The sequence below is a fragment of the Psychrobacter sp. Ps4 genome (assembly GCF_022129285.1).
In the GTDB taxonomy this organism is placed as follows: Bacteria; Pseudomonadota; Gammaproteobacteria; order Pseudomonadales; family Moraxellaceae; genus Psychrobacter; species Psychrobacter immobilis_A.
Genome location: NZ_JADQAK010000003.1, coordinates 18,551 through 38,771, shown reverse-complemented (window position 1 = coordinate 38,771; position 20,221 = coordinate 18,551). Strand labels below are relative to the sequence as shown.

The window sequence follows — 20,221 nt, the reverse complement described above, 5'->3', positions numbered from 1 at the left end:
GAGTCAATCGCGTCTAACCCTTACCCCATCGTCCTTTGCTAAAATCTGGACACAGCACAACCTCACAGCAACATAGTTTGATGCTAAAATCAATATAGTATTTTCAAAATTTTCCCGCTATATTGTGCCTACCTACTAACAAACACGCTATATGTAGTACTCAGTGAATTTAATTGTCACTATGAGTAGCGGTAGATTTTTGTCTAAAAAAACACCTATCGCGGCGCAAGCATCGTAGCATTATAAAGAATGCCTGCCGTTTACTGACTGTGCAGCATCACTATAAGCAACATTATAAATAATTACCAAGTTATCAACTTAAGAGGGCAACATGACACACATCGACAAAATCAAAGTGACCAAACGTGACGGACGATTAGAGCTTATTGATTTGGATAAAATTCATAAGGTAATCGAGTGGGCAGCTCACAATTTGGATAATGTGTCTGTGTCGCAAGTTGAGCTAAAGTCGCACATTCAGTTTTATGAAGGTATCAAGACTCGCGATATTCACGAGACCATCATCAAGTCAGCAGCAGATCTTATCTCTGAAGATACGCCTGATTATCAGTATTTGGCTGCGCGTTTGGCGATTTTCCATCTGCGTAAAATTGCTTACAATAAATTCACCCCGCCGCACCTTTATGATCATGTCAAAAAACTGACCGACGCTGGTAAATATGATCAGCATATCCTAGCTGATTATAGCCGTGCTGAGTTTGATGAATTAGAAGCATATCTTGATCACTGGCGCGATATGAACCTTGCTTATGCCGCTGTTGAGCAAATGGCAGGTAAATACCTCGTCCAAGACCGCGTCAACAAGACCGTCTTTGAAAGCCCGCAGTTCTTGTACATGCTGGTTGGTATGTGTTTGTTTAGCCGTTATGACAAGTCAGATCGTTTGGACTACGTAAAGCGTTTTTACGATGCGACGTCGCAATTCAAAATCTCACTACCAACACCAATCATGGCAGGCGTGCGTACGCCATCGCGTCAGTTTAGCTCATGCGTATTGATTGAATGCGGTGATAGCCTAGACTCAATCAACGCGACCACCAGCGCCATCGTACGCTATGTGTCACAGCGTGCTGGTATCGGCATCAACGCGGGTCGTATCCGCGCCCTTGGTAGCCCTATTCGTGGCGGCGAAGCACAGCATACGGGTTGTATCCCCTTCTATAAATTGTTTCAGACAGCTGTTAAATGCTGCTCGCAAGGCGGCGTCCGTGGCGGTGCAGCGACGTTGTTTTACCCATTGTGGCATTTAGAAGTTGAGTCATTATTGGTACTTAAAAACAACCGCGGCGTGGAAGACAACCGTGTGCGTCATATGGATTACGGCGTACAGCTAAATAAAACGATGTACACTCGTCTAATAAAAGGTCAAGACATCTCACTATTCTCACCAGGTGACACGCCGGGCTTGTATGATGCGTTCTTTGAAGATCAAGACAAGTTCGAAGAGTTATACACCAAGTACGAAAATGACCCAAGCATTCGTAGCCGTCAAATCCCAGCAGCCGATTTGTTCAGCCTAATGATGCAAGAACGTGCTAGCACGGGTCGTATCTACATCCAAAACGTCGATCATTGCAACACCCATAGCCCATTTGACGCGAGCGTTGCGCCGATTCGTCAGTCAAATCTATGTATGGAAATCGCCCTACCGACCAAGCCACTCGATAATATCAATGACGAAGAAGGCGAAATCGCCCTTTGTACGCTATCAGCGGTCAACTTAGGTAAAGTTGACAACGTCAGCGATATTGAAGAGCCAGCTGAGCTGATCGTCCGTGCGCTTGATGCCCTACTCGATTATCAAGACTATCCAGTAAAAGCCGCTCAAAACGGCAGCATGCGTCGCCGTACGCTCGGTGTTGGCGTGATTAACTATGCTTATTACTTAGCAAAGAATGGCGTACGCTATTCAGACGACAGCGCGCTTGGTCTGACGCATCAAACGTTTGAAGCATTGCAATTCTATCTCTTGAAAGCGTCAAACAAATTGGCAAAAGAGCAAGGCGCGTGCCCTGCGTTCAATGAGACGACGTACTCGCAAGGTATCTTGCCGATTGATACGTACAAAAAAGACTTGGATAAAATATGCCAAGAGCCACTACATCTAGATTGGGAAACGCTACGTGGCGAGATCACCGAACACGGTCTGCGCAACTCTACCCTAACTGCCTTGATGCCGTCTGAGACCTCTAGTCAGATTGCCAATGCGACCAACGGTATCGAGCCACCACGCGGTCTGGTGTCTATCAAAGCGTCAAAAGATGGTATCTTAAAGCAAGTCGTGCCTGAGATTGATAAACTAAAAGATCAGTACGAGCTACTATGGCAAATGCCAAACAATGACGGTTACCTAAAGCTGGTCGCTATCATGCAGAAGTTCGTCGATCAAAGTATCTCTGCAAATACTAACTACGATCCAGTTCGTTATGCTGGTGGTCGTGTACCGATGAAGATATTGCTAAAAGACCTGCTAAACGCTTATAAAATGGGCGTGAAGACGTTGTACTACCATAATACTCGTGATGGTGCGAACGATGCCCAAGCGGATATGGAAGATGATTGTGCTGGCGGTGCATGTAAAATCTAGGTTTGCAGAAGAGATTCTTTGAATAGAATTTCTGATGGATGGCGGGGTTGGCTTTTGGGTTAAGCTCGCTATGTTTCAATATTGAGACTAGCGGTGAAACCTCTGTGCCAAGTAAGATTATTGTATCATTGGCTTAAAAAATAGAATGGTAATTTATGACTATATAAATAATTATAGACTTACTACATGAGACCATATTTCATGATTGATAAAGAACTCTTAACTTCCTGTTTCACAAAAAGCCAAAATATTTCTTGGCCTTGTTCAACTTGTTCTAATGGTTATTTAGTGATTAATGAGGATACGTTTTTTAGTAAAGAAACTTCTGTTTCTCTAAAAGGACACTCTCACTATGAATGGGAGCCAGAATGGGTTAGTTTCGTATATAGTTGCATTTTTAGATGTTCAAATAACAATTGTAATGAACAGTTTGCAAGCTCAGGTCATGGTTGTTTGGATTGGGATATAGAGGAAGATGACCACGGTATCCCACAGCAAGTTTATTCACCATGTTTCGAGCCTTATTATTTTTATCCATCATTAAAAATCATCGACATACCTAAAAATGTTCCAGATGATATTACTAATCAACTTAATAAGTCTTTTGAATTATTTTTTAGCTCTCCTTCTGCTGCAGTAAATCATGCACGCTCCGCCTTGGAGCTAATATTGAATCATCTCAAAGTGCCAAAGACTACTATAAATAATAAAAAGAAGAGAGTTAAAATAAACTTACACAATAGAATTGATAAACTAGCTAAGCAACATTCTGAACTTAAAGAATTACTTTTGGCAATTAAATGGATTGGCAATGAAGGTAGTCACCCGGAAAAGAGCTTAACCAAAAATGATGTCATTGACTTGTATGAAATTTTAGAACATGTTCTATCTGAATTATTCGAACATAAATCTAAAACTATTCTAGCAAAAGCTAAAAAAATTAATAAGGCAAAAGGCATTAAATAAATAACATAGCTCAGATTGGCCAAAGTTGTAGGATACCCCTAGCGCACCCTACAAATTAAGCATAAACGGAAGAGTCATCAAGGATAAAGAAAGATACCCTAACACGGTCGTTTAGCCCCGACTATAGCGGTATCCTGCTGACGACGATGACGATGCAGTCTGTGGCTGAGCGCAGTATCGAGACAACAGGAATGCGGTCAGACACGATAGACTGCTGCACGCCAGCGGCTAAGCAGATACAAGCGCTAGGCGGGATTGGCTACTAAAAATATTTAAGTTTAGTACTATAACAAATAAGACCTAATTTTCGTGCTAAAATTAGCCCTATATTTAGAGCGTAATATTAGTGGAGAATGAGTTATGCAACCAATATTTGCCACACAGACAGCCAGTATCTCAGAATTAAAGGCTAACCCATCGGCACTGATTAAACAGTCAGATGGTGAGTCCATTGCTATTTTAAACCACAATAAACCCGTGGCTTACTTAGTCTCGACAGATGTATTCGAGCGCATGATGGAAGCGATGGACGACATGGCATTGAGCCAAACCGTTAGCGCACGATTGAATGATGGGCAGATACCGATAAAGGTAACGTTGGATGACTTATAATCTTGAGTTTCATCCTTTGGCATTAAAAGAGTGGAAAAAGATAGCGCCAAATATTCAGCAGCAGTTTAAGAAAAAGTTACAGCAGCGATTGTCAAATCCTCATGTGCCTGCGTCAAAACTATCGGGACGTACCGATACTTATAAAATCAAATTACGCACCGTAGGCTATCGTCTGGTATATACCGTAAAAGATGATGTGGTGGTGGTTTATGTATTAGCAGTCGGCAAAAGAGAAAACAACAAAGTATATGATGCGCTTGCGACACGCCAGCCATAATTAAAACACACAAACAATAAAAACGACGGAGGTCCTGTGCAATATACCGCAATCATCAAAGACGGTGGTTTGTTTATCCCAAACGTATTTTCAGACCTAAACGATGGTGGCTCGCATATCGTACAAGTGGAAGTCGACATCGCAGACGTCCGTGAGCAATTAGGCGAAGGCACAGCAGCAAAACCAGAAGCATTAAAGAAAGTCGCTACAAAAGTATTGAAAAAACCAGTAAAGAAAGTGACTAAAAAAGACGTACAGAAAGAAATGCAGCAACTATCAGATGATGATGGCTTGAGTGCGCTGCGTAAGAGTGCGATCGATGAATTGGAAGGTTTGGACGATAGTGAGCTAAGTGAGATATTTAAAGCGTATATGAATGATGGACAGACGTCAGAACAGATATCTTTAGAGAACTTGTAATATAATTCAGTCAGACCAAATCTAGTCTAAACCCTATAACTTAATAACCATATCAATGATAAAGGCAGTCTCATGACTTATTCGATTTTTTCCCAAACGCCGAACAATGCGCTAATAGAGCCGATGTTTTTTGGTAATCCGGTCAACGTGGCGCGTTACGACCAACAAAAGCACCCTATCTTTGAGCAATTGATTGAAAAGCAGTTGTCGTTCTTTTGGCGTCCAGAAGAAGTCGATGTGTCACGTGATCGTATGGACTACGGCAATTTATCCTCACACGAACAGCATATCTTTATCAGTAACCTAAAGTATCAAACGCTACTCGACTCTATCCAAGGTCGTAGCCCAAACGTCGTGCTATTGCCATTGGTATCGATTCCTGAGCTTGAGACATGGATTGAGACGTGGACGTTTTCTGAGACCATTCACTCGCGCAGCTATACCCATATCATTCGTAATATTATCAATGACCCTGCTATCGTCTTTGATGACATCATGCAAAACGATCATATCCTAGAGCGCGCCGCAGACATCGCCAAGTACTACGATGACTTGTATTATAACTCATCGCTATACAACCTATACGGTGCAGGCACGCACATAATCAATGGTAAGCAAATTACTGTCGATTTAAAATCGCTGAAAAAGCAGCTTTACTTATGCTTGATGGCAGTCAACGTCTTAGAAGCCATTCGCTTTTATGTGTCATTCGCTTGCTCGTTTGCCTTTGCTGAGCGTAAGCTGATGGAAGGTAATGCTAAGATTATTAAATTGATTGCTCGTGATGAGGCGCTACATTTAACGGGCACGCAGCATATTCTTAACCTCATGCGCATCGGTCGTGATGATCCTGAGATGGTCGACATTGCCAAAGAATGCTATGAAGAAAGCATCGAGATATTCCGTAAAGCGGCAGAGCAAGAAAAAGAATGGGCAGGCTATCTATTCAAAGACGGCTCAATGATTGGTCTCAATAAAGATATTCTGTGCCAATATATCGAATACATTACCAATTTACGTATGGAAGCGGTTGGCTTGCCAGTCGCATTCCCGAATTCTAAATCAAACCCAATCCCGTGGATTAACACATGGTTGTCATCTGACAACGTACAAGTTGCCCCACAAGAAACGGAAATCAGCTCATACTTGGTGGGTCAAATTGACTCAGATTTATCAGACAGCGATTTTGATGATTTTGAGCTTTAGAGGCAGTATAAAAGACAGCGAAAAATGCTAGGGAAACAAACAGGATAAAACTATGACTTGGGTAATGACGAGTAAGAAACAATTTTACTTGCATGATGACGAAAGCTTGCTTGATGGATTGCTACGCACCGGACATGATATCAATTATCAATGTAAGGAAGGCTATTGTGGCAGCTGCCGCATCAAGCGTATCGCCAGCTCACACGTCATTGACTATCCGTTTGCGCCCCTTGCTATGATTGATAAAGACGAGATCCTGCCGTGCTGTTGTCGTGTACAGGGTGTGATTTATATCAATCACGAGCCTACTATAGAGTAATATTAACCAAAATAGTGCTAAAAAAGTCGAAACAAAAAGCGCGTTATCTTCAAGATAACGCGCTTTTTTACTGTCTATAAACCGTTCAAGCCATTTTGATTAAGCTTATTTTGCTTAAGCTTTATGTGATGAAAAATGGCATTACAAAGGCGCACCATCTCTTTCAAATAACTGCAACAGCTCTTCACGCATACGGTCACGCTCGGCTTCTGACATCATCGGCACGTCTTGTCTCTCACCTTGTAGATTTGGATCTTCTATACCACCAACATTTTCATCAAGAATCACGACTGGACGTTCCATCGGCTCTTGCGCTGGACGCTCTTCTAACAGTATTTTGACTTGCGCATTTTTACCACGGCGTAATATTTGCGCATTCAGCGTGGTATTCGGTGCTTTACGAGCGACATACTGAATCAAGGTATTGGCATCCGTCATCTCGACACCGTCAATCGTCAAAATAATATCGCCAATACGCAGACCACTCTTAGCAGCAGGACTCTTAGGAACGACATTAAGCACTTCTACCCCAGTCGAAGTTTCAAGCTGCGTTGGGTCACGTAACTGTGACTGTATCTCAATCCCCAACCAACCACGGCTCACCTTACCATCTTTGATAATGGCATTCATCACTTGCTCAACGATGGCGGTAGGAATAGCAAAACCGATACCCATAGAGCCGCCAGAGCGTGAGTAAATGGCCGTATTAATACCAATTAATTCACCAAAAGCATCAACGAGTGCGCCGCCCGAATTACCTGGATTGATAGCTGCATCGGTCTGGATAAAGTCTTCAAACTTGTTGACCCCAAGCCCAGTACGTCCTGTCGCCGAGATAATTCCTTGCGTTACCGTTTGACCGACACCGAACGGATTACCAATCGCTAATGCGACATCGCCAACTCGGATAGGTTCTTTACGGAAACCAAGTGGTGCCAAACCGGTCATATCTACTTTAATCACTGCCAAATCACTGTCTGGATCTGTGCCAACGATTCTAGCGCGGCTCTTACGACCATCATTAAAGGCGACCGTAATTTCATCGGCTTTTTCGATCACATGGGCATTGGTCACGATATAGCCATCTTCTGAGACAATCACCCCAGAGCCTAAATTGGTATTGCCCTGCTCTTCTGACGGTGCACCATGGAACTCAAAAAAGCGGCGCAACACAGGATCATTCATATAAGGATGCTCTGCCATCGTTTGCGTGGTGTAGATATTCACGACTGATTGTGAGGCGCGAGCAACCGCATTATGATAAGAAGAAATCGCTGCGGGTGTATCAGAAACAGGTGCTGACGCTTGCTGCTCAGCAGGTGTGGTTCTGGGCGGCTCCCATGCCTGCTCTGATGCCGTCTTCATACTTGCAAACAACCAAATAAATGCGGCAATCACGACTAGCAATAAAACCCAAGGTAACCATTTTAATACAGACGCCTTGCTGCTGGTGTTCCGAGATGACGACATATAAAACCTCTATAAATTTGATACAAACAGACGAAGATGAATAAGGTGAGAAGCATGGTGTATATTAGGATGCATTGAGCAGCAGTTATCAAACGTTCACAGCCCACTAGATGGTTGTTTTTTTATGCACTATCTATACGGCAAGCTTACATGTATAAATTATAACCGCCAATACTACCCAGTTGTAACGTATCGTGTACCATTTCAGTGAGTAGGATTGTCTATCCTACTGTAGCCACATGTTAAAATACTCATTATCAAAAGCCACATGTTAGCCATAAATGCTTGCCCCACTGAATCAATTATAAGGGAATACCATGAGCACACACAATATCTCAACCGAGCCCTCAAACACCGCCATTACCGTTCAAGCGCTGACCACATTCTGTGATGACTATTTATCAGCAGATGCTTTTAAAGATTATGCCCCTAATGGTTTACAAGTAGATGGGGGTCGACCTATCAAGCGCATCATCACTGGTGTAACGGCTTGTGAGGCGTTGATTGATGCGGCTATTGCTGACAATGCAGACGCCATTATGGTGCATCATGGTTATTTTTGGAAAGGCGAACCTGCCCCCATCACTGGTATGAAAGGTCAGCGTATCCGTAAACTTATGCAGCATGGTATCTCTTTGATTGGTTATCATCTGCCGCTCGATGCCCATCCTGTCATTGGTAATAATGCCAAGCTGGCTGACGCATTAAACATGACCGTTATCGGCGCTTTATACCCCAGTGAGTCTCATCCAGTGGGTAATATCGCCACTTGTACCCCGCAGAATGCTCAAAGCCTCATTACTCACATTACTCAGACGCTAGGACGATTGCCATTGCATATCTCTGCCAATTATAGCGCACCGAATAGTACAAGCGCTCATATCGATAATAACAGAATTATCGAACACGTGGGCATTTGTACGGGCGGCGCACAGGATATGATCGAACAAGCTGCATTGATGGGCTGTGACGCCTTTATCTCTGGCGAAATATCAGAACGTACCACCCATATTGCCCGTGAGCTGGGCATTGATTATTTCGCTTGTGGACATCACGCGACAGAACGCGGCGGTATTCAAGCACTCGGTCACATAGTTTCTCAAGCATTTGGCATACCCGTGACCTTTGTAGATATTGATAATCCTGCTTAGGCTGTGTCCTCAACTCTACTCATAACTATCTAATAGCTATCTAAATTTAGAATAATTTTCGGAAAACAAGGCTAATAATAATCAGTATGGTTGTCCAATATGCATAATTTTTGCTGCTGCAATTTTCAATAGTTTATCAATAATAAGGGCCTTTTTAACCGTCTATAGCCCAATTGTTAAGTTTTATCGCTAATTTCTTAACCACACTTGAATAATCCAAGGAATATCCGCATATTGATATCCGAAGAAAGAATGTCTTGTCATGAGGCTTCCCATTTATTACAGCTTCCGGTTATGGTACTTAAATGAGTATAACCGCCTAAAATCTCACTATGTTGTATAGCTATTGAGGTCATATAGATAGCGAGGTTTTGGACGGTTTACTAATAGACACACTGTGCGTGATATATTTTCAGCAGCATGGTATGTCTTGATTTAAGTGTCGCGATACTGAGTTAGCAACCGCTGATTGATAGAATGTTTGAGTAAATTTTCTGTCATTTTTCTATTAGTAATGAAAATAGCGACTTGCTTACCCTTATTGCTGGACAAAAAATTAATCACTATTGACTCTATTACAAATGATTTAAAGAGGCTATGGTCATTAATATCAGCATAGAAAAGCTGAGTGTATAAGCACCCCGCTCATTTTATGTTTTTGTCTCAATAACTTAGTTCATGACCTTACCTATGTTTAATATATAGTTGTTTTATTCTTAGCCCTATCTATGCATCAATGAAGGAATCATCCGATTTATATCCTTCGCGGTGTTGTGCGTTCATCATTTTGTATTGATACTTTATATCGATGTTTTATATTGATATTTTGAGAGATTTTTTAGCCCTCTTATGTGATACACCGAATACTCCAGTAGATAACCAGCTAATTAAAAACTGCACCGCTACATCTGATAAAAATTCATTAGCGGCACTATTATTAAACAAGATGACGACACACTTATCTTATTAAGAAGTGCGTGGTTGTCTAAAATGCAACATCGATGTATGACTACTTTATAAGCATATATTCATAAGCGTTTTACGGTAAGCAGGATGGCTAAAATCAGGAGACATCCATGCAGCGTATTACTTATCGTGTGAAAGTATCTGCGCAAGGGGCTAGACGCCGTATTTCTTATTTACTGCGTCCATCTAAACACCTACCGAACACTAAAAGTAACATCGTTTCATCCGTTACCCCGACGACATCGAGTCGTTTTTCTAGAACCAAAAAGCTGGTACAAGTTTCTAGTATTGCCCTTCTCTCTTTACCTGCTGAGAGTCTGACGACGATGCGTGCGCCAGTGCCAGCCTATGATAACGTCATGCTAGAAAGCACGTTAACCATCGCTGCCGTCCCCGGTGACAGCACTTATTTTGCGACTGACGGTTTTCAACATGGCTTTGGTTTTGATTTGGTACGTACTTATGCTGACGAGCTTGGCGTTGATATCGATCTAAAAGCGTATGCCAATGAAGAAACTGCCCTAAAGGCGTTGAGATCGGGCGAGGTAGACATGGCATTAACAACGGCCAGTACGCAGTTAAAGAGCAAGTTTAACTTATCGTCTATCAACATCAGTTGCGGCTATGACGCCAGCTTAACAAAGAATGGTTTACATCCAAAAGTCAGTTGGACGTTCAATTCATCCAATGACCCATTATCACAAAAAGCCAGTTACTTTTTATGTGACAGCATTAAGTTGAAAAACACACAAAAACTTGCTGCCTTTTACAATCAAAACGTGCTAAAAGACGCCTATAGCCAAGATCATTTCCAAAAAACGTTGACCGAAAAGCTGCCTGATTATCAATCGTCTTTTGAAGAGCAAGCACGCAATTATAATCATGATTGGGAATTATTGGTGGCCATGGGTTATCAAGAATCACACCTTGATGCCAATGCCGTATCACCGACGGGCGTGCGTGGGCTTATGATGTTGACCAATAATACAGCCAAAGCAATGGGCGTCTCAGATCGCGTCGATCCCTACCAAAGTATCGGCGGCGGCGCGCGTTATTTAGAGCAAATGAAAGCTGACTTTGCTGATGTGCCAAAGACAGATCGTATTTGGTTTGCGCTTGCAGGCTACAATATGGGACCAAATGCAGTAAAGAGTATTCAGCGTAAACTGCGAGATCAAGGTATTGATGATAAAAGCTGGGCGAACGTTTATGCGTACTTAGCTGATAATAAAGCTGCCAATAGTCGTTATGGTCAAGCGATGCATTATGTTAGCAATATTAGAAGTTATCTTGAGACTATCAAAACTCAAACCGTCTAGTTAATAAATATTATTAGATATTTTGAGAATTGAATGTCACAGATAAAAAAAGCTGCTCTTATAAAGAGCAGCTTTTTTGTGCAGAATGATCTGTCTTAATCGTGTTTACTTGGCTATTATTCTACTAAGCCGCTTATTCTTAACGATTAGGTACGGTCAGGCGCTGACCGCGCTGTAGCATCGTATCCGCCGCGATATTATTCATCTCAGCCAACTCTTGCGTAGAGATGCCATATTTACGTGCTAAGCCAATCAAACTGTCTCCTGACCCAACGGTGTAGCTCACTGTGAGCTTTGGTACTTTAAGCGTTTGTCCACGCTGCAACTGGGCGTTGGTCGCGAGATCATTGGTCGCAGCCAAGTCGTCTATCGAAACACCAAATTGACGTGCCAAAGCAATCAAGCCATCACCTGATTTAACTTTATAGCTCTCGGTGTTGCCCAATTTTTTGCCACTGCTCGCTGTGCTAGTCGCAGCAGTGCTACTAGCCGAACTACTGCTTTGGTTATTGCTACTAGAGGTCGTTACAACGCTGCCACTGGCAGGAATCGTAATCGTACGACCGAGTATCAAATTAGAGTTGGTTTTCAGGTTGTTCGCTGTTGCCAAATCACTAAGACCGATATTATAACGTTGAGCCACGCCTGTTAACGTATCGCCTGATTTTACTTTATAACTGACAGTTTTATCATTTAGCTGACGATCAACCAATCCTTTAGACACGGGTACTTTGATGGTTTGACCACGTTGTAAGCGTGCTTTTGCATCAAAGTTGCTATTCACCGCCGCCAGCTCAGCTGGACTGATACCCACGCTATTGGCAATGCCAATCAAAGTATCGCCAGATTTTACTTTGTAATTGGTGGTTGCTACCGAACTTGAGCTACTGTTACGGCTACTAGAGCTTGAGGTGTTTGCTGCATCGAAATCGACACTTGCAGGTACTTTTAGCGTTTGACCAACATATAGTGAGCTTGTAGTGCTCATATTATTGAGGCTGGCAAGTGTATCAGTTGAAACATTGAACTGACGTGCGAGAGCAATCAAGCCATCGCCCGCTTTTACTTTATAGTTCTTAGTAGCCGTGCTTGATTTACTTGGCTTGGTCGAGGGAGCGGCAGGTGTGGTCACTGGCGCAGTTACCTTACCTGGTATCAGCCATAGCTTCTGACCACGTAGTAAATCCGCTCTACTACTCAAATTATTGTAGGTTGCCAACTGAGTCACCGATAGACCAAAGCGGTTAGCAGTACCAATCAGCGTATCCCCGCTTTGTACTACATAGCTCTCTGGTTGGCTTGCTGCGGTATTGTTAGCTGTGCTCAACGGTTCGATGGTTTTTGCATTGTATAAGTATAAAGTACTGCCTGATAGCAGCTTAGAGCTGGCATCTATTTGATTCCATTCAGCAATATCGCGCCAACTGACACCCGCACGGCTAGCGATATTAGACAAGGTATCACCACGCTTGACGGTATAAGTGGTACGTGCACCTTGGGGTTTCGGCTTGCTTACTGATGTTTTTGCAAAGCTAAGCTTTTTCTCTTCGCCACTGGCTTCTAGAATAGACTGCTGCGTCTGTACTGCGGATAAATTAATATTACCATCAGCATTGATCACATTGGTTTCAGGCGTGTTACTGCGAATTTGATTGGCAATAAAATCACGCTCTTCTTTGCTCAGTGGTGGTTCTTGGACAATCGTATTGTTCTGTGTAATTTGAGCAGAGGTGGTCGGTAGACTGTTGCTGCTTTTTAGCTCAGCATTGATCTTGTTGGTTTCTGCCGTGCTCAATGGTGGCTCAGTACGCACCGAGGCATTATTGCTGTAGACAGAGCTGCTAGTAGGCGTGACTGACGGTGATATATAACTGGTCGTTTGCTGCGGCACACTAGCGCTCGCAGCATAATCAGCCAAGGCGCTACCTGTCGATGGTAATGAGGAACCAGTATAGGGCTTGTTATTATAGCTTGGCGTCGTGGTCGTGCTACTTGGTGTGCTTGTATTACTCGATGCCAGTATATTGCCCGTACCATTGCCTCTCAATGAGCTCAATTTAACATCGGTATTAAGACTCACATCATTAGGAATAATAATACGCTGGGGACCAGAAGAATCTACACGCCCTGACGTTAAGGCCGTATTTAATCTTTCTAATTCGTCGTAGCTCACGCCTGTCATTTGCGCAACTTCAGCTAAGCTCACGCCATAATTCACTGGCACACTACGGAAATGCTGACGGTTGGCAATAGCAGGCAAGTAGACACCATATTGCTCAGGCTTGGCAACAATTTCCGCTACCGCCAAGAAACGCGGCACGTAGTTCATCGTTTCAGTAGGCAATCTCAGAGACCAATAATCTGTCGGTAAACCCTGAGCTCTATTAGCATCAATGGCCTTTTGCACGCGACCAGGACCGGCATTATAAGCGGCCAATGCTAACTCCCAACTGCCAAACTGGTTATGCAGTGCGGTCAAGAAGTCATAAGCGGCGCGAGTTGATTCGATGACATCACGGCGACCATCATAGGTACTGCTTTGATTCAAACCATAAATACGACCCGTACTTGGAATGAACTGCCATAAGCCTGCTGCTGCCGCACTACTGGTACCACTTGGATCGTAAGAGCTCTCAATGACAGGCAACAAAGCCAGCTCTGTCGGGATATTACGACGCTCAGCTTCTCGTACAGTGTGATAGATATAGCGACTGGCACGTGCAGTTAAACGGTTTAAATAGTCTTGTCGACTGGTAAACCAGCTTTTTTGCCCTTCGATACGTTGATTATAAGTCGGCTGACCGCCATTCATACGATAGCCAGCACGTAAGCGACTCCATAAATCACCATACTGCTGAATAGCAAGTTTGTTGCCTTCCACCATAGTCATGTCAGTGGCTTCGAGTAAATCAGCTAACTCATCCAAGCTATCTGCATCTAAATATGCCGTTGAATAGTCCGTACTGCTGCTTGCTGCAGGCGCTTTAGTAGCTGGGCGTTTAGTAATAACAGATGAGCTATTGGTCGCACCCTTTTTTACCGCTGACGTATTGCTACAAGCACTGATAAGTAGAGTTGATACCGCAAGCGTCAATGGCAACGCAATAAATGAGCGAGATTTCGATAGCACAGTAGACATGATATTGGAAGTTTCCTAACGACAGAAAGTGATAAGATAAAGTTGCTTGCTAGTATAGTATGCAATGTGAAGCAAAGACCAGTCTAATATAAAAAGATAATCATCATAAGTTGAGTCAATTTTCAGACCTCTCACGAAATGTAATCAATCATTTAATTATTCAACATTGTGAATCTGTATTGCTATTTATGATGGAATGCTTTGCCTTCGAAGAGCCTGATTAGTGCACTATTGTCTTTGATTATCCACTGATCAAGACGTTTCTTAATCAATGCTTATTAATTAATACTTAATTGTTGATAATGCCTAATTGCTGACTAGCCAGTACTGAGTTATTAGTCGAGTACTGAGTTATTAGTCGAGTAACGATTAATTAATCGTTACTTGTGATACGGCACGTAGCAGCACCGCATTACCAGTCGATAACGTCAGCGTCACTCTTGAAGTGGTGACAAATGAGACATTTTTACCATCTTTTACCCAGCTCTCATTGGTCGTGACATTGGCTTTGGCCTGATCGCCCGTAATAACGATGTTATCCACAGAAATATCATAACGGTAATTAGAGGTGTTATTCCAACTATTTTGCAACAACTTTAAATAAGCATCTTTATCTAAACTGGTAGACTTACCTTTTCTAGATAATGAAATCAGTGCATCGTCAGAGACAAGACGGGCGACCTGATTGACATTTTGGCTATTCGCTGATGACTTCATTGCTGCTATATAATTCTGCACCAAAGCTTCGGTCATGGCTGCCGCTTGTGCACTGATACTCACAGTACTTACAACGGTCACTACCGCCGCCACGCTGGCACTTTTTAGCAATAATGCCAAAAGCCCTTTTCCCCATAATCGTTTCATCATAATCCTTAGCAATGCTGTTATCGTTGTTGCCATCTTTTGATGACTAACGTTTTTTATTGATTAAATATAGTACCCGGTTATTATTCATTAACATCATGATAAATGAAGCGAGCACTGGCTAGCGTGTGTCCTCTTCATTCTACTTGTGAAAAATATCTGTTTAATCATCACCTACTTATTAATGATGACAGCGTACTTTTACCATAGAGTGAGACTATCATTCAATTCTCACAGCTATGTGACACCCTGTGTAATTATTGCGAATACTAAAATACCAGCCATATGGGACAATTATTTCTGAAAATATGAGTCACTGCCCATCGTTATCATAAATACAAAATATATTAACTGAGCCGCTTACGCAGTACACGACTCAGTTTTTGCTCCAGTTTTGATTCGCTTTCTGTCAATCTAATCTCAATTTAATAAGCCAAACGGAAGCTTACTTAGCGTCCGTACTATTATCTTCGTATTGTTGTTCATCATCACTAAGCTTCATGCCCAATCGCTCTACTCGTCTGTCCATCATTTGTCGAGCCAGTGCTTGCATGTCTTCGACGCGGTCTATTTCATCAACAATCTCAAGTCCCAATAAAGTCTCAAACACATCTTCTAAAGTAACCAAACCTTTGACTTCACCATACTCACCGACTGTAATCGCAATATGAATACGGTTTTTTAGCATCAGCTCTAACAAATCAAACAGTTTCATTTTTGAAAAAACAAAAGTAATGTCACGTTTAAACTGAGTCAATGGCTTGTGCATCGCATGGTTTACTTTTGCTAATAACATGTCTGTTTTTAATACAAAACCTGTGATGTTATCTAAGTCACCATCATAAATTGGCAGTCGTGAAAACGTCAATTTTGGGCGATCAACCAACAATTCAGCGACTGTTTTGTTTTCTTCAAACGCCAACATCACCGAACGCGGGGTCATGATATCTTCGACTTTAATCGCACCAAATGCCAGTAAATTGCGAATAATGCGCGATTCTAATGGATCAATCTGTCCTGACTCTTCACCGATACTGGCAAGTGCCGCAAATTCGCGACGACTGAATGCTTGGGGTTCTTTGCCACGTACTAGTAATTTGGTTAACTTTTCTGAGATCCAAATAAGTGGATACAACAGCAGGATAATGCCTCGAACGAAATAAGCGACCATACCGCTTAGTTGACGCCAGTATAGTGTCCCAAGCGTTTTTGGAATAATTTCAGATAAAAACAAAATCGCCAAGGTCATAATGGCAGAAAACAGTCCAAACCATGCACTACCAAACACAATCGTGGCTTGGGCACCAGCACCGATAGAACCTAATGTATGAGCCACTGTATTCAAAGTCAAAATAGCCGCCAATGACTGATCGATGTTATCAACCTTTAAGCGTCTTAGCATATTTGCTTTTTTCGGATTGCTTTCTTGAACATCAGCGATATAAGACGGCGTCATGCTCAGTAATGCAGACTCAGCCAATGAACAGACAAACGAGATACCGATGGCGACAACCACAAAAAGTATGAGCAATAGCACACTGATTGCTGTCGGCTCTGCTAACGCTTCAGCGGCAAAAGCTGGATATGGCAATAGCAGCATCGCCGTCAGTGCTGATAATCCAGCAATTGAATTGGTACGACGAAGACGCTTTGAATAGCGTGATGTCGGAGGAGGTTTAGCAGACGCTTCTTTGCAAGCGCGCGGACGACACAAACGAGGTACAAACATAAAAGTGGTAAACAAGTTAGGTAACCTAAACAGAAAAAAGTAAAAGGGATAATAATATAATGAGCAAACGATACTAAATCATTAACAGCAAACAACAAGACAAACATGATTAATTAGCTATTAGTTATCTGCTAAAACGATGGCAACTTGCTGCTCAAAACTGATTTAGCAGCAGATAATAGTATCTATTATATACTAATAAACCGTGTGCTAAATGCAGGGAATTATTGCCATTTGATAGTAGCATTGATGATGCCATTTCACAATAAGACGCTATTGTTAAGTCTTTGTTTTTTGGTATCCTTGACCATACCTTTTGCTACGCTACTACTACCTAGCATCCATTCGCTGCTTGAATTTTGTTATACTTTCAGCGCTTTGGCGTCACTTATATGATGTGGCAAAAATATCGCCGCAAAAAGTAATGACCGCTAGCATGCCATTACCTTAAGAAAAACATACTCAGCCTATGATTAACAGTTACCAAGTCTGGGATTTTTTGTTACTATGCGTTTAATTTTATTATTATCTATGACTTACTGAGAGAAATTATGTTGTTATTTATCCAAGCTGCCCATGCTGCACCAGAAGCTGCTGGTGCGATGTCACTATTTAGTCAAATACTATTGCCTGTTGCTTTTTTTGCGATTTTTTACTTCTTAGTCATTCGTCCGCAATCTAAGCGTACCAAAGAACATCGTGCCATGGTCAATGCATTGACTGTCGGTAGCGAAATCATTTTTGCTGGTGGTTTGATGGGTCGTATCAAAGCCATTGAAGGTGACTATGCGGTGGTCAGCCTGAACAATAATACTGATGTCAAAGTACAACGTGCTTCTGTTATTTCAGTGTTACCTGCTGGCACAATCGAAAGCGTTTAATGATTGATTGAAATATTAGTCGCGTTTTATTGATGATTACTAATCTGTCATTAATAAATATAGTGATTAATACAGTGCCTAAGAATGACCGTACCTTATTTTACGGTCATTTTTCGCTATAGAGCAATGATGTAAAAACAGTCTCATAGACTATAGACAATTTATGTTTATGCTTTTGGCCACTCTGTCTTTATTGATTTTATCAGTGATATTTTGCTGACTATATATTTTTGATGACTATATAAAGATACGTCTGTATTATTTGCTCTACTGTTTTACTATCATCGCGGATGATCGCAATGGTGCATGATGACGACTGCTAGATACAGCACTCAACCATTGCTATCGCTAACTTCCCATCTGCTAACTTGTGGCCTACGTCGCCAGTCGTTTATCAACCTAAAGAAGTGATTATGCAATATCCCGCTTGGAAATACTTACTTATTGCCGTCGTGCTAATCATTGCCGGTCTATATGCTGCTCCTAACCTCTATCCTGATGAACCTGCCGTGCAGATTACAAGCGCCGCTGCAGGTACACAGCTGTCTGAAGGTATCTTGACTGAGTCTCAAAGCTTGCTTGAAGAGGCTGGCATCAATAACCACGATGGAACCTTTGAGGGCAATAGTGCACTGGTACGTCTTGACAATCCAGTCGATCAGCTCAAAGCTCAGGAAGTACTGCGTCAAAACTTGGGCGAAGACTATGTCGTCGCGCTTAACTTGGCGCAAACGACGCCGCAGTGGCTACGTGATATCGGTGCAAAACCGATGAAGCTCGGCCTTGATTTACGTGGCGGTGTGCGTTTTGTACTAGAAGTCGATATGGACAAAGCGCTTGAACAGCGTTTGACCAGTGCCAGTCGTGACATGCGTCGCGAGTTACGTGCTGAGCGAATTGCGATCAAAGGCATTAAGACCGAAGATCGAAGTGTGGTATTACATTTCGCTGATACAGATGCTCGTAACCGTGCACAGAATGTTTTGCAAGGCTCAATGGGCAATACGTTTAGCTTGCAATCCTCTATTGATGAGCAAGGTCCTGCGCTGATTTTAGCGTACAATGATGCAACGCTTGATGAAATCAATAGCTACGCGGTCAATCAGAACTTGACCACCCTTCGCAATCGTATTGCTGAGCTTGGTGTGACTGAAGCTTTAGTACAGTCTCAAGGTGCTAGCCGTATCGTCGTCGAGCTTCCTGGCGTACAAGATACTGCTGAGGCAAAACGTGTCTTAGGGCGCACTGCAAACCTTGAGTTCCGTATGGTTGCTGAAGACAGCGAAAACTATACGGGCGGCATCCCTCCAGCGGGTACCGAAGCTTTCCCGTTTGAGACACTTGATGGTCCGCCAGTACTGCTTGAACGTCAAGCGATTGTCACGGGTGATAAAGTCACCAATGCTCAAACTGGTGTGGATGAAAGCGGCTCTCCTGAAGTGAGCATTACTTTAGATAGTGCTGGTGGTAAGCTCATGCAAAATGCCACTCGTACCGCCGTTGGCAAACAGATGGCAGTATTGTTCATCGAAAACAAGCAAAGAATCACTTACGAAGAAGATCCAGAGACTGGCGAAACTGTCGAAGTTAGAACGCCTTATGCTGAGACTAAAGTCATTAACCGTGCCAATATTCAAGCGGTCCTTGGCTCCTCTTTCCGTATTACTGGGCTAGATAGTAGCGCGGAAGCTGCCGAGCTTGCACTACTGCTACGCTCAGGCGCACTTGCCGCACCGATGTACTTTGTAGAAGAACGCACTATTGGCCCATCATTAGGTCAAGAAAATATTGATAAAGGTCTATTCTCTACGCAGGTCGGTTATCTATTAGTCTTTGCATTTATGATTATCTTCTATCGTCTGTTTGGTGTGATCGCCAACGTGGCGCTGGCCGTGAACGTTATTATCATCATTGCTATTATGTCGATCTTAGGCTCTTCGCTTACCTTGCCTGGTATTGCCGGTATCGTTTTGACTATCGGTATGGCCGTTGATGCCAACGTACTAATCTTTGAGCGAATACGTGAGGAGCTAGCAAACGGGGTACGGCCCAAATCCGCCATCGTGGCAGGTTTTGATCGCGCCTTTAGTAGTATTTTCGATGCCAACATTACAACCTTATTGGTCGCATTTATCCTATTTGCAATTGGCACGGGTCCGATTAAAGGCTTTGCGGTTACATTGGCTATTGGTATTGTCAGCTCACTATTTACCGCTATTATGGTGACACGTGCGCTGGTACAGATTGCTTATGGTAAGCGTAAATCTATCAAACGTTTGAGCATCGGTTAGGAG

The 20,221-nt window shown here is 42.7% G+C and carries 15 protein-coding genes; 11 read left to right on the top strand and 4 right to left on the bottom strand.

The features are described from left to right. Positions 1 to 331: 331 nt before the first annotated feature. The 7 genes from nrdA to yfaE all read left to right on the top strand — a co-directional run bounded on the left by nrdA (position 332) and on the right by yfaE (position 6,408). Positions 332 to 2,608, top strand: coding sequence for a class 1a ribonucleoside-diphosphate reductase subunit alpha (gene nrdA / locus I3252_RS02805; RefSeq protein ID WP_238034146.1), 2,277 nt, complete (start codon positions 332 to 334; stop codon positions 2,606 to 2,608). Between the two features lie 201 nt (positions 2,609 to 2,809). After that, positions 2,810 to 3,574, top strand: a complete 765-nt coding sequence (locus I3252_RS02800; RefSeq protein WP_238034145.1) for a DUF4145 domain-containing protein — start codon at positions 2,810 to 2,812, stop codon at positions 3,572 to 3,574. 360 nt (positions 3,575 to 3,934) lie between these two features. Continuing rightward, complete coding sequence (locus I3252_RS02795; RefSeq protein WP_020443322.1) at positions 3,935 to 4,186, top strand: type II toxin-antitoxin system Phd/YefM family antitoxin; 252 nt, start codon at positions 3,935 to 3,937, stop codon at positions 4,184 to 4,186. Then, a complete protein-coding gene (locus I3252_RS02790; RefSeq protein ID WP_109591379.1) occupies positions 4,176 to 4,463 on the top strand; it encodes a type II toxin-antitoxin system mRNA interferase toxin, RelE/StbE family in 288 nt (95 codons plus the stop codon). The genes I3252_RS02795 and I3252_RS02790 overlap by 11 nt, the downstream gene beginning before the upstream one ends. A 36-nt stretch (positions 4,464 to 4,499) precedes the next feature. Beyond that, positions 4,500 to 4,883, top strand: a complete 384-nt coding sequence (locus tag I3252_RS02785; protein ID WP_238034144.1) for a hypothetical protein — start codon at positions 4,500 to 4,502, stop codon at positions 4,881 to 4,883. Between the two features lie 72 nt (positions 4,884 to 4,955). Next, positions 4,956 to 6,089, top strand: a complete 1,134-nt coding sequence (gene nrdB / locus I3252_RS02780) for a class Ia ribonucleoside-diphosphate reductase subunit beta (RefSeq protein WP_238034143.1) — start codon at positions 4,956 to 4,958, stop codon at positions 6,087 to 6,089. Positions 6,090 to 6,141: 52 nt separating this feature from the next. After that, positions 6,142 to 6,408, top strand: coding sequence for a class I ribonucleotide reductase maintenance protein YfaE (gene yfaE, locus I3252_RS02775; protein WP_238034142.1), 267 nt, complete (start codon positions 6,142 to 6,144; stop codon positions 6,406 to 6,408). Positions 6,409 to 6,549: 141 nt separating this feature from the next. Here the strand turns inward: yfaE and I3252_RS02770 are convergent, their stop codons facing one another. Then, positions 6,550 to 7,878, bottom strand: a complete 1,329-nt coding sequence (locus tag I3252_RS02770; protein ID WP_087815625.1) for a trypsin-like peptidase domain-containing protein — start codon at positions 7,876 to 7,878, stop codon at positions 6,550 to 6,552. A gap of 317 nt (positions 7,879 to 8,195) precedes the next feature. Here I3252_RS02770 and I3252_RS02765 point away from each other — a divergent pair, with 317 nt between their 5' ends. Both I3252_RS02765 and I3252_RS02760 read left to right on the top strand, forming a co-directional pair. After that, positions 8,196 to 9,029, top strand: a complete 834-nt coding sequence (locus I3252_RS02765) for a Nif3-like dinuclear metal center hexameric protein (RefSeq protein WP_238034141.1) — start codon at positions 8,196 to 8,198, stop codon at positions 9,027 to 9,029. 1,076 nt (positions 9,030 to 10,105) lie between these two features. Beyond that, entirely contained in the window at positions 10,106 to 11,314 is a 1,209-nt protein-coding gene (locus I3252_RS02760) for a transglycosylase SLT domain-containing protein (RefSeq protein WP_238034140.1), read from the top strand. A 139-nt stretch (positions 11,315 to 11,453) separates the two neighbouring features. Here the strand turns inward: I3252_RS02760 and I3252_RS02755 are convergent, their stop codons facing one another. The 3 genes from I3252_RS02755 to I3252_RS02745 form a co-directional block, all read right to left on the bottom strand. Further along, positions 11,454 to 14,453: a LysM peptidoglycan-binding domain-containing protein gene (locus I3252_RS02755; protein ID WP_238034139.1), complete on the bottom strand. Its 3,000-nt coding sequence runs from the start codon at positions 14,451 to 14,453 to the stop codon at positions 11,454 to 11,456. A 369-nt stretch (positions 14,454 to 14,822) separates the two neighbouring features. Then, positions 14,823 to 15,317: a nuclear transport factor 2 family protein gene (locus I3252_RS02750; RefSeq protein ID WP_060490899.1), complete on the bottom strand. Its 495-nt coding sequence runs from the start codon at positions 15,315 to 15,317 to the stop codon at positions 14,823 to 14,825. 445 nt (positions 15,318 to 15,762) lie between these two features. After that, entirely contained in the window at positions 15,763 to 17,046 is a 1,284-nt protein-coding gene (locus I3252_RS02745; RefSeq protein ID WP_109591391.1) for a hemolysin family protein, read from the bottom strand. 551 nt (positions 17,047 to 17,597) lie between these two features. Here I3252_RS02745 and yajC point away from each other — a divergent pair. Together yajC and secD are read left to right on the top strand one after the other, a co-directional pair. After that, entirely contained in the window at positions 17,598 to 17,927 is a 330-nt protein-coding gene (gene yajC, locus I3252_RS02740; protein WP_045446152.1) for a preprotein translocase subunit YajC, read from the top strand. Positions 17,928 to 18,340: 413 nt separating this feature from the next. After that, positions 18,341 to 20,218, top strand: coding sequence for a protein translocase subunit SecD (secD, locus tag I3252_RS02735; protein ID WP_238034138.1), 1,878 nt, complete (start codon positions 18,341 to 18,343; stop codon positions 20,216 to 20,218). Positions 20,219 to 20,221 lie beyond the last annotated feature (3 nt).

Bases quoted from the DNA above. Each gene is read 5' to 3' on its own strand.
- I3252_RS02750 (WP_060490899.1), bottom strand. From the start codon at position 15,317: ATGAAACGATTATGGGGAAAAGGGCTTTTGGCATTATTGCTAAAAAGT.
- I3252_RS02800 (WP_238034145.1), top strand. From the start codon at position 2,810: ATGATTGATAAAGAACTCTTAACTTCCTGTTTCACAAAAAGCCAAAAT.
- nrdA (WP_238034146.1), top strand. From the start codon at position 332: ATGACACACATCGACAAAATCAAAGTGACCAAACGTGACGGACGATTA.
- I3252_RS02795 (WP_020443322.1), top strand. From the start codon at position 3,935: ATGCAACCAATATTTGCCACACAGACAGCCAGTATCTCAGAATTAAAG.
- I3252_RS02770 (WP_087815625.1), bottom strand. From the start codon at position 7,878: ATGTCGTCATCTCGGAACACCAGCAGCAAGGCGTCTGTATTAAAATGG.
- I3252_RS02790 (WP_109591379.1), top strand. From the start codon at position 4,176: ATGACTTATAATCTTGAGTTTCATCCTTTGGCATTAAAAGAGTGGAAA.
- I3252_RS02745 (WP_109591391.1), bottom strand. From the start codon at position 17,046: ATGTTTGTACCTCGTTTGTGTCGTCCGCGCGCTTGCAAAGAAGCGTCT.
- nrdB (WP_238034143.1), top strand. From the start codon at position 4,956: ATGACTTATTCGATTTTTTCCCAAACGCCGAACAATGCGCTAATAGAG.
- I3252_RS02760 (WP_238034140.1), top strand. From the start codon at position 10,106: ATGCAGCGTATTACTTATCGTGTGAAAGTATCTGCGCAAGGGGCTAGA.
- I3252_RS02765 (WP_238034141.1), top strand. From the start codon at position 8,196: ATGAGCACACACAATATCTCAACCGAGCCCTCAAACACCGCCATTACC.
- secD (WP_238034138.1), top strand. From the start codon at position 18,341: ATGCAATATCCCGCTTGGAAATACTTACTTATTGCCGTCGTGCTAATC.
- yajC (WP_045446152.1), top strand. From the start codon at position 17,598: ATGTTGTTATTTATCCAAGCTGCCCATGCTGCACCAGAAGCTGCTGGT.
- I3252_RS02755 (WP_238034139.1), bottom strand. From the start codon at position 14,453: ATGTCTACTGTGCTATCGAAATCTCGCTCATTTATTGCGTTGCCATTG.
- yfaE (WP_238034142.1), top strand. From the start codon at position 6,142: ATGACTTGGGTAATGACGAGTAAGAAACAATTTTACTTGCATGATGAC.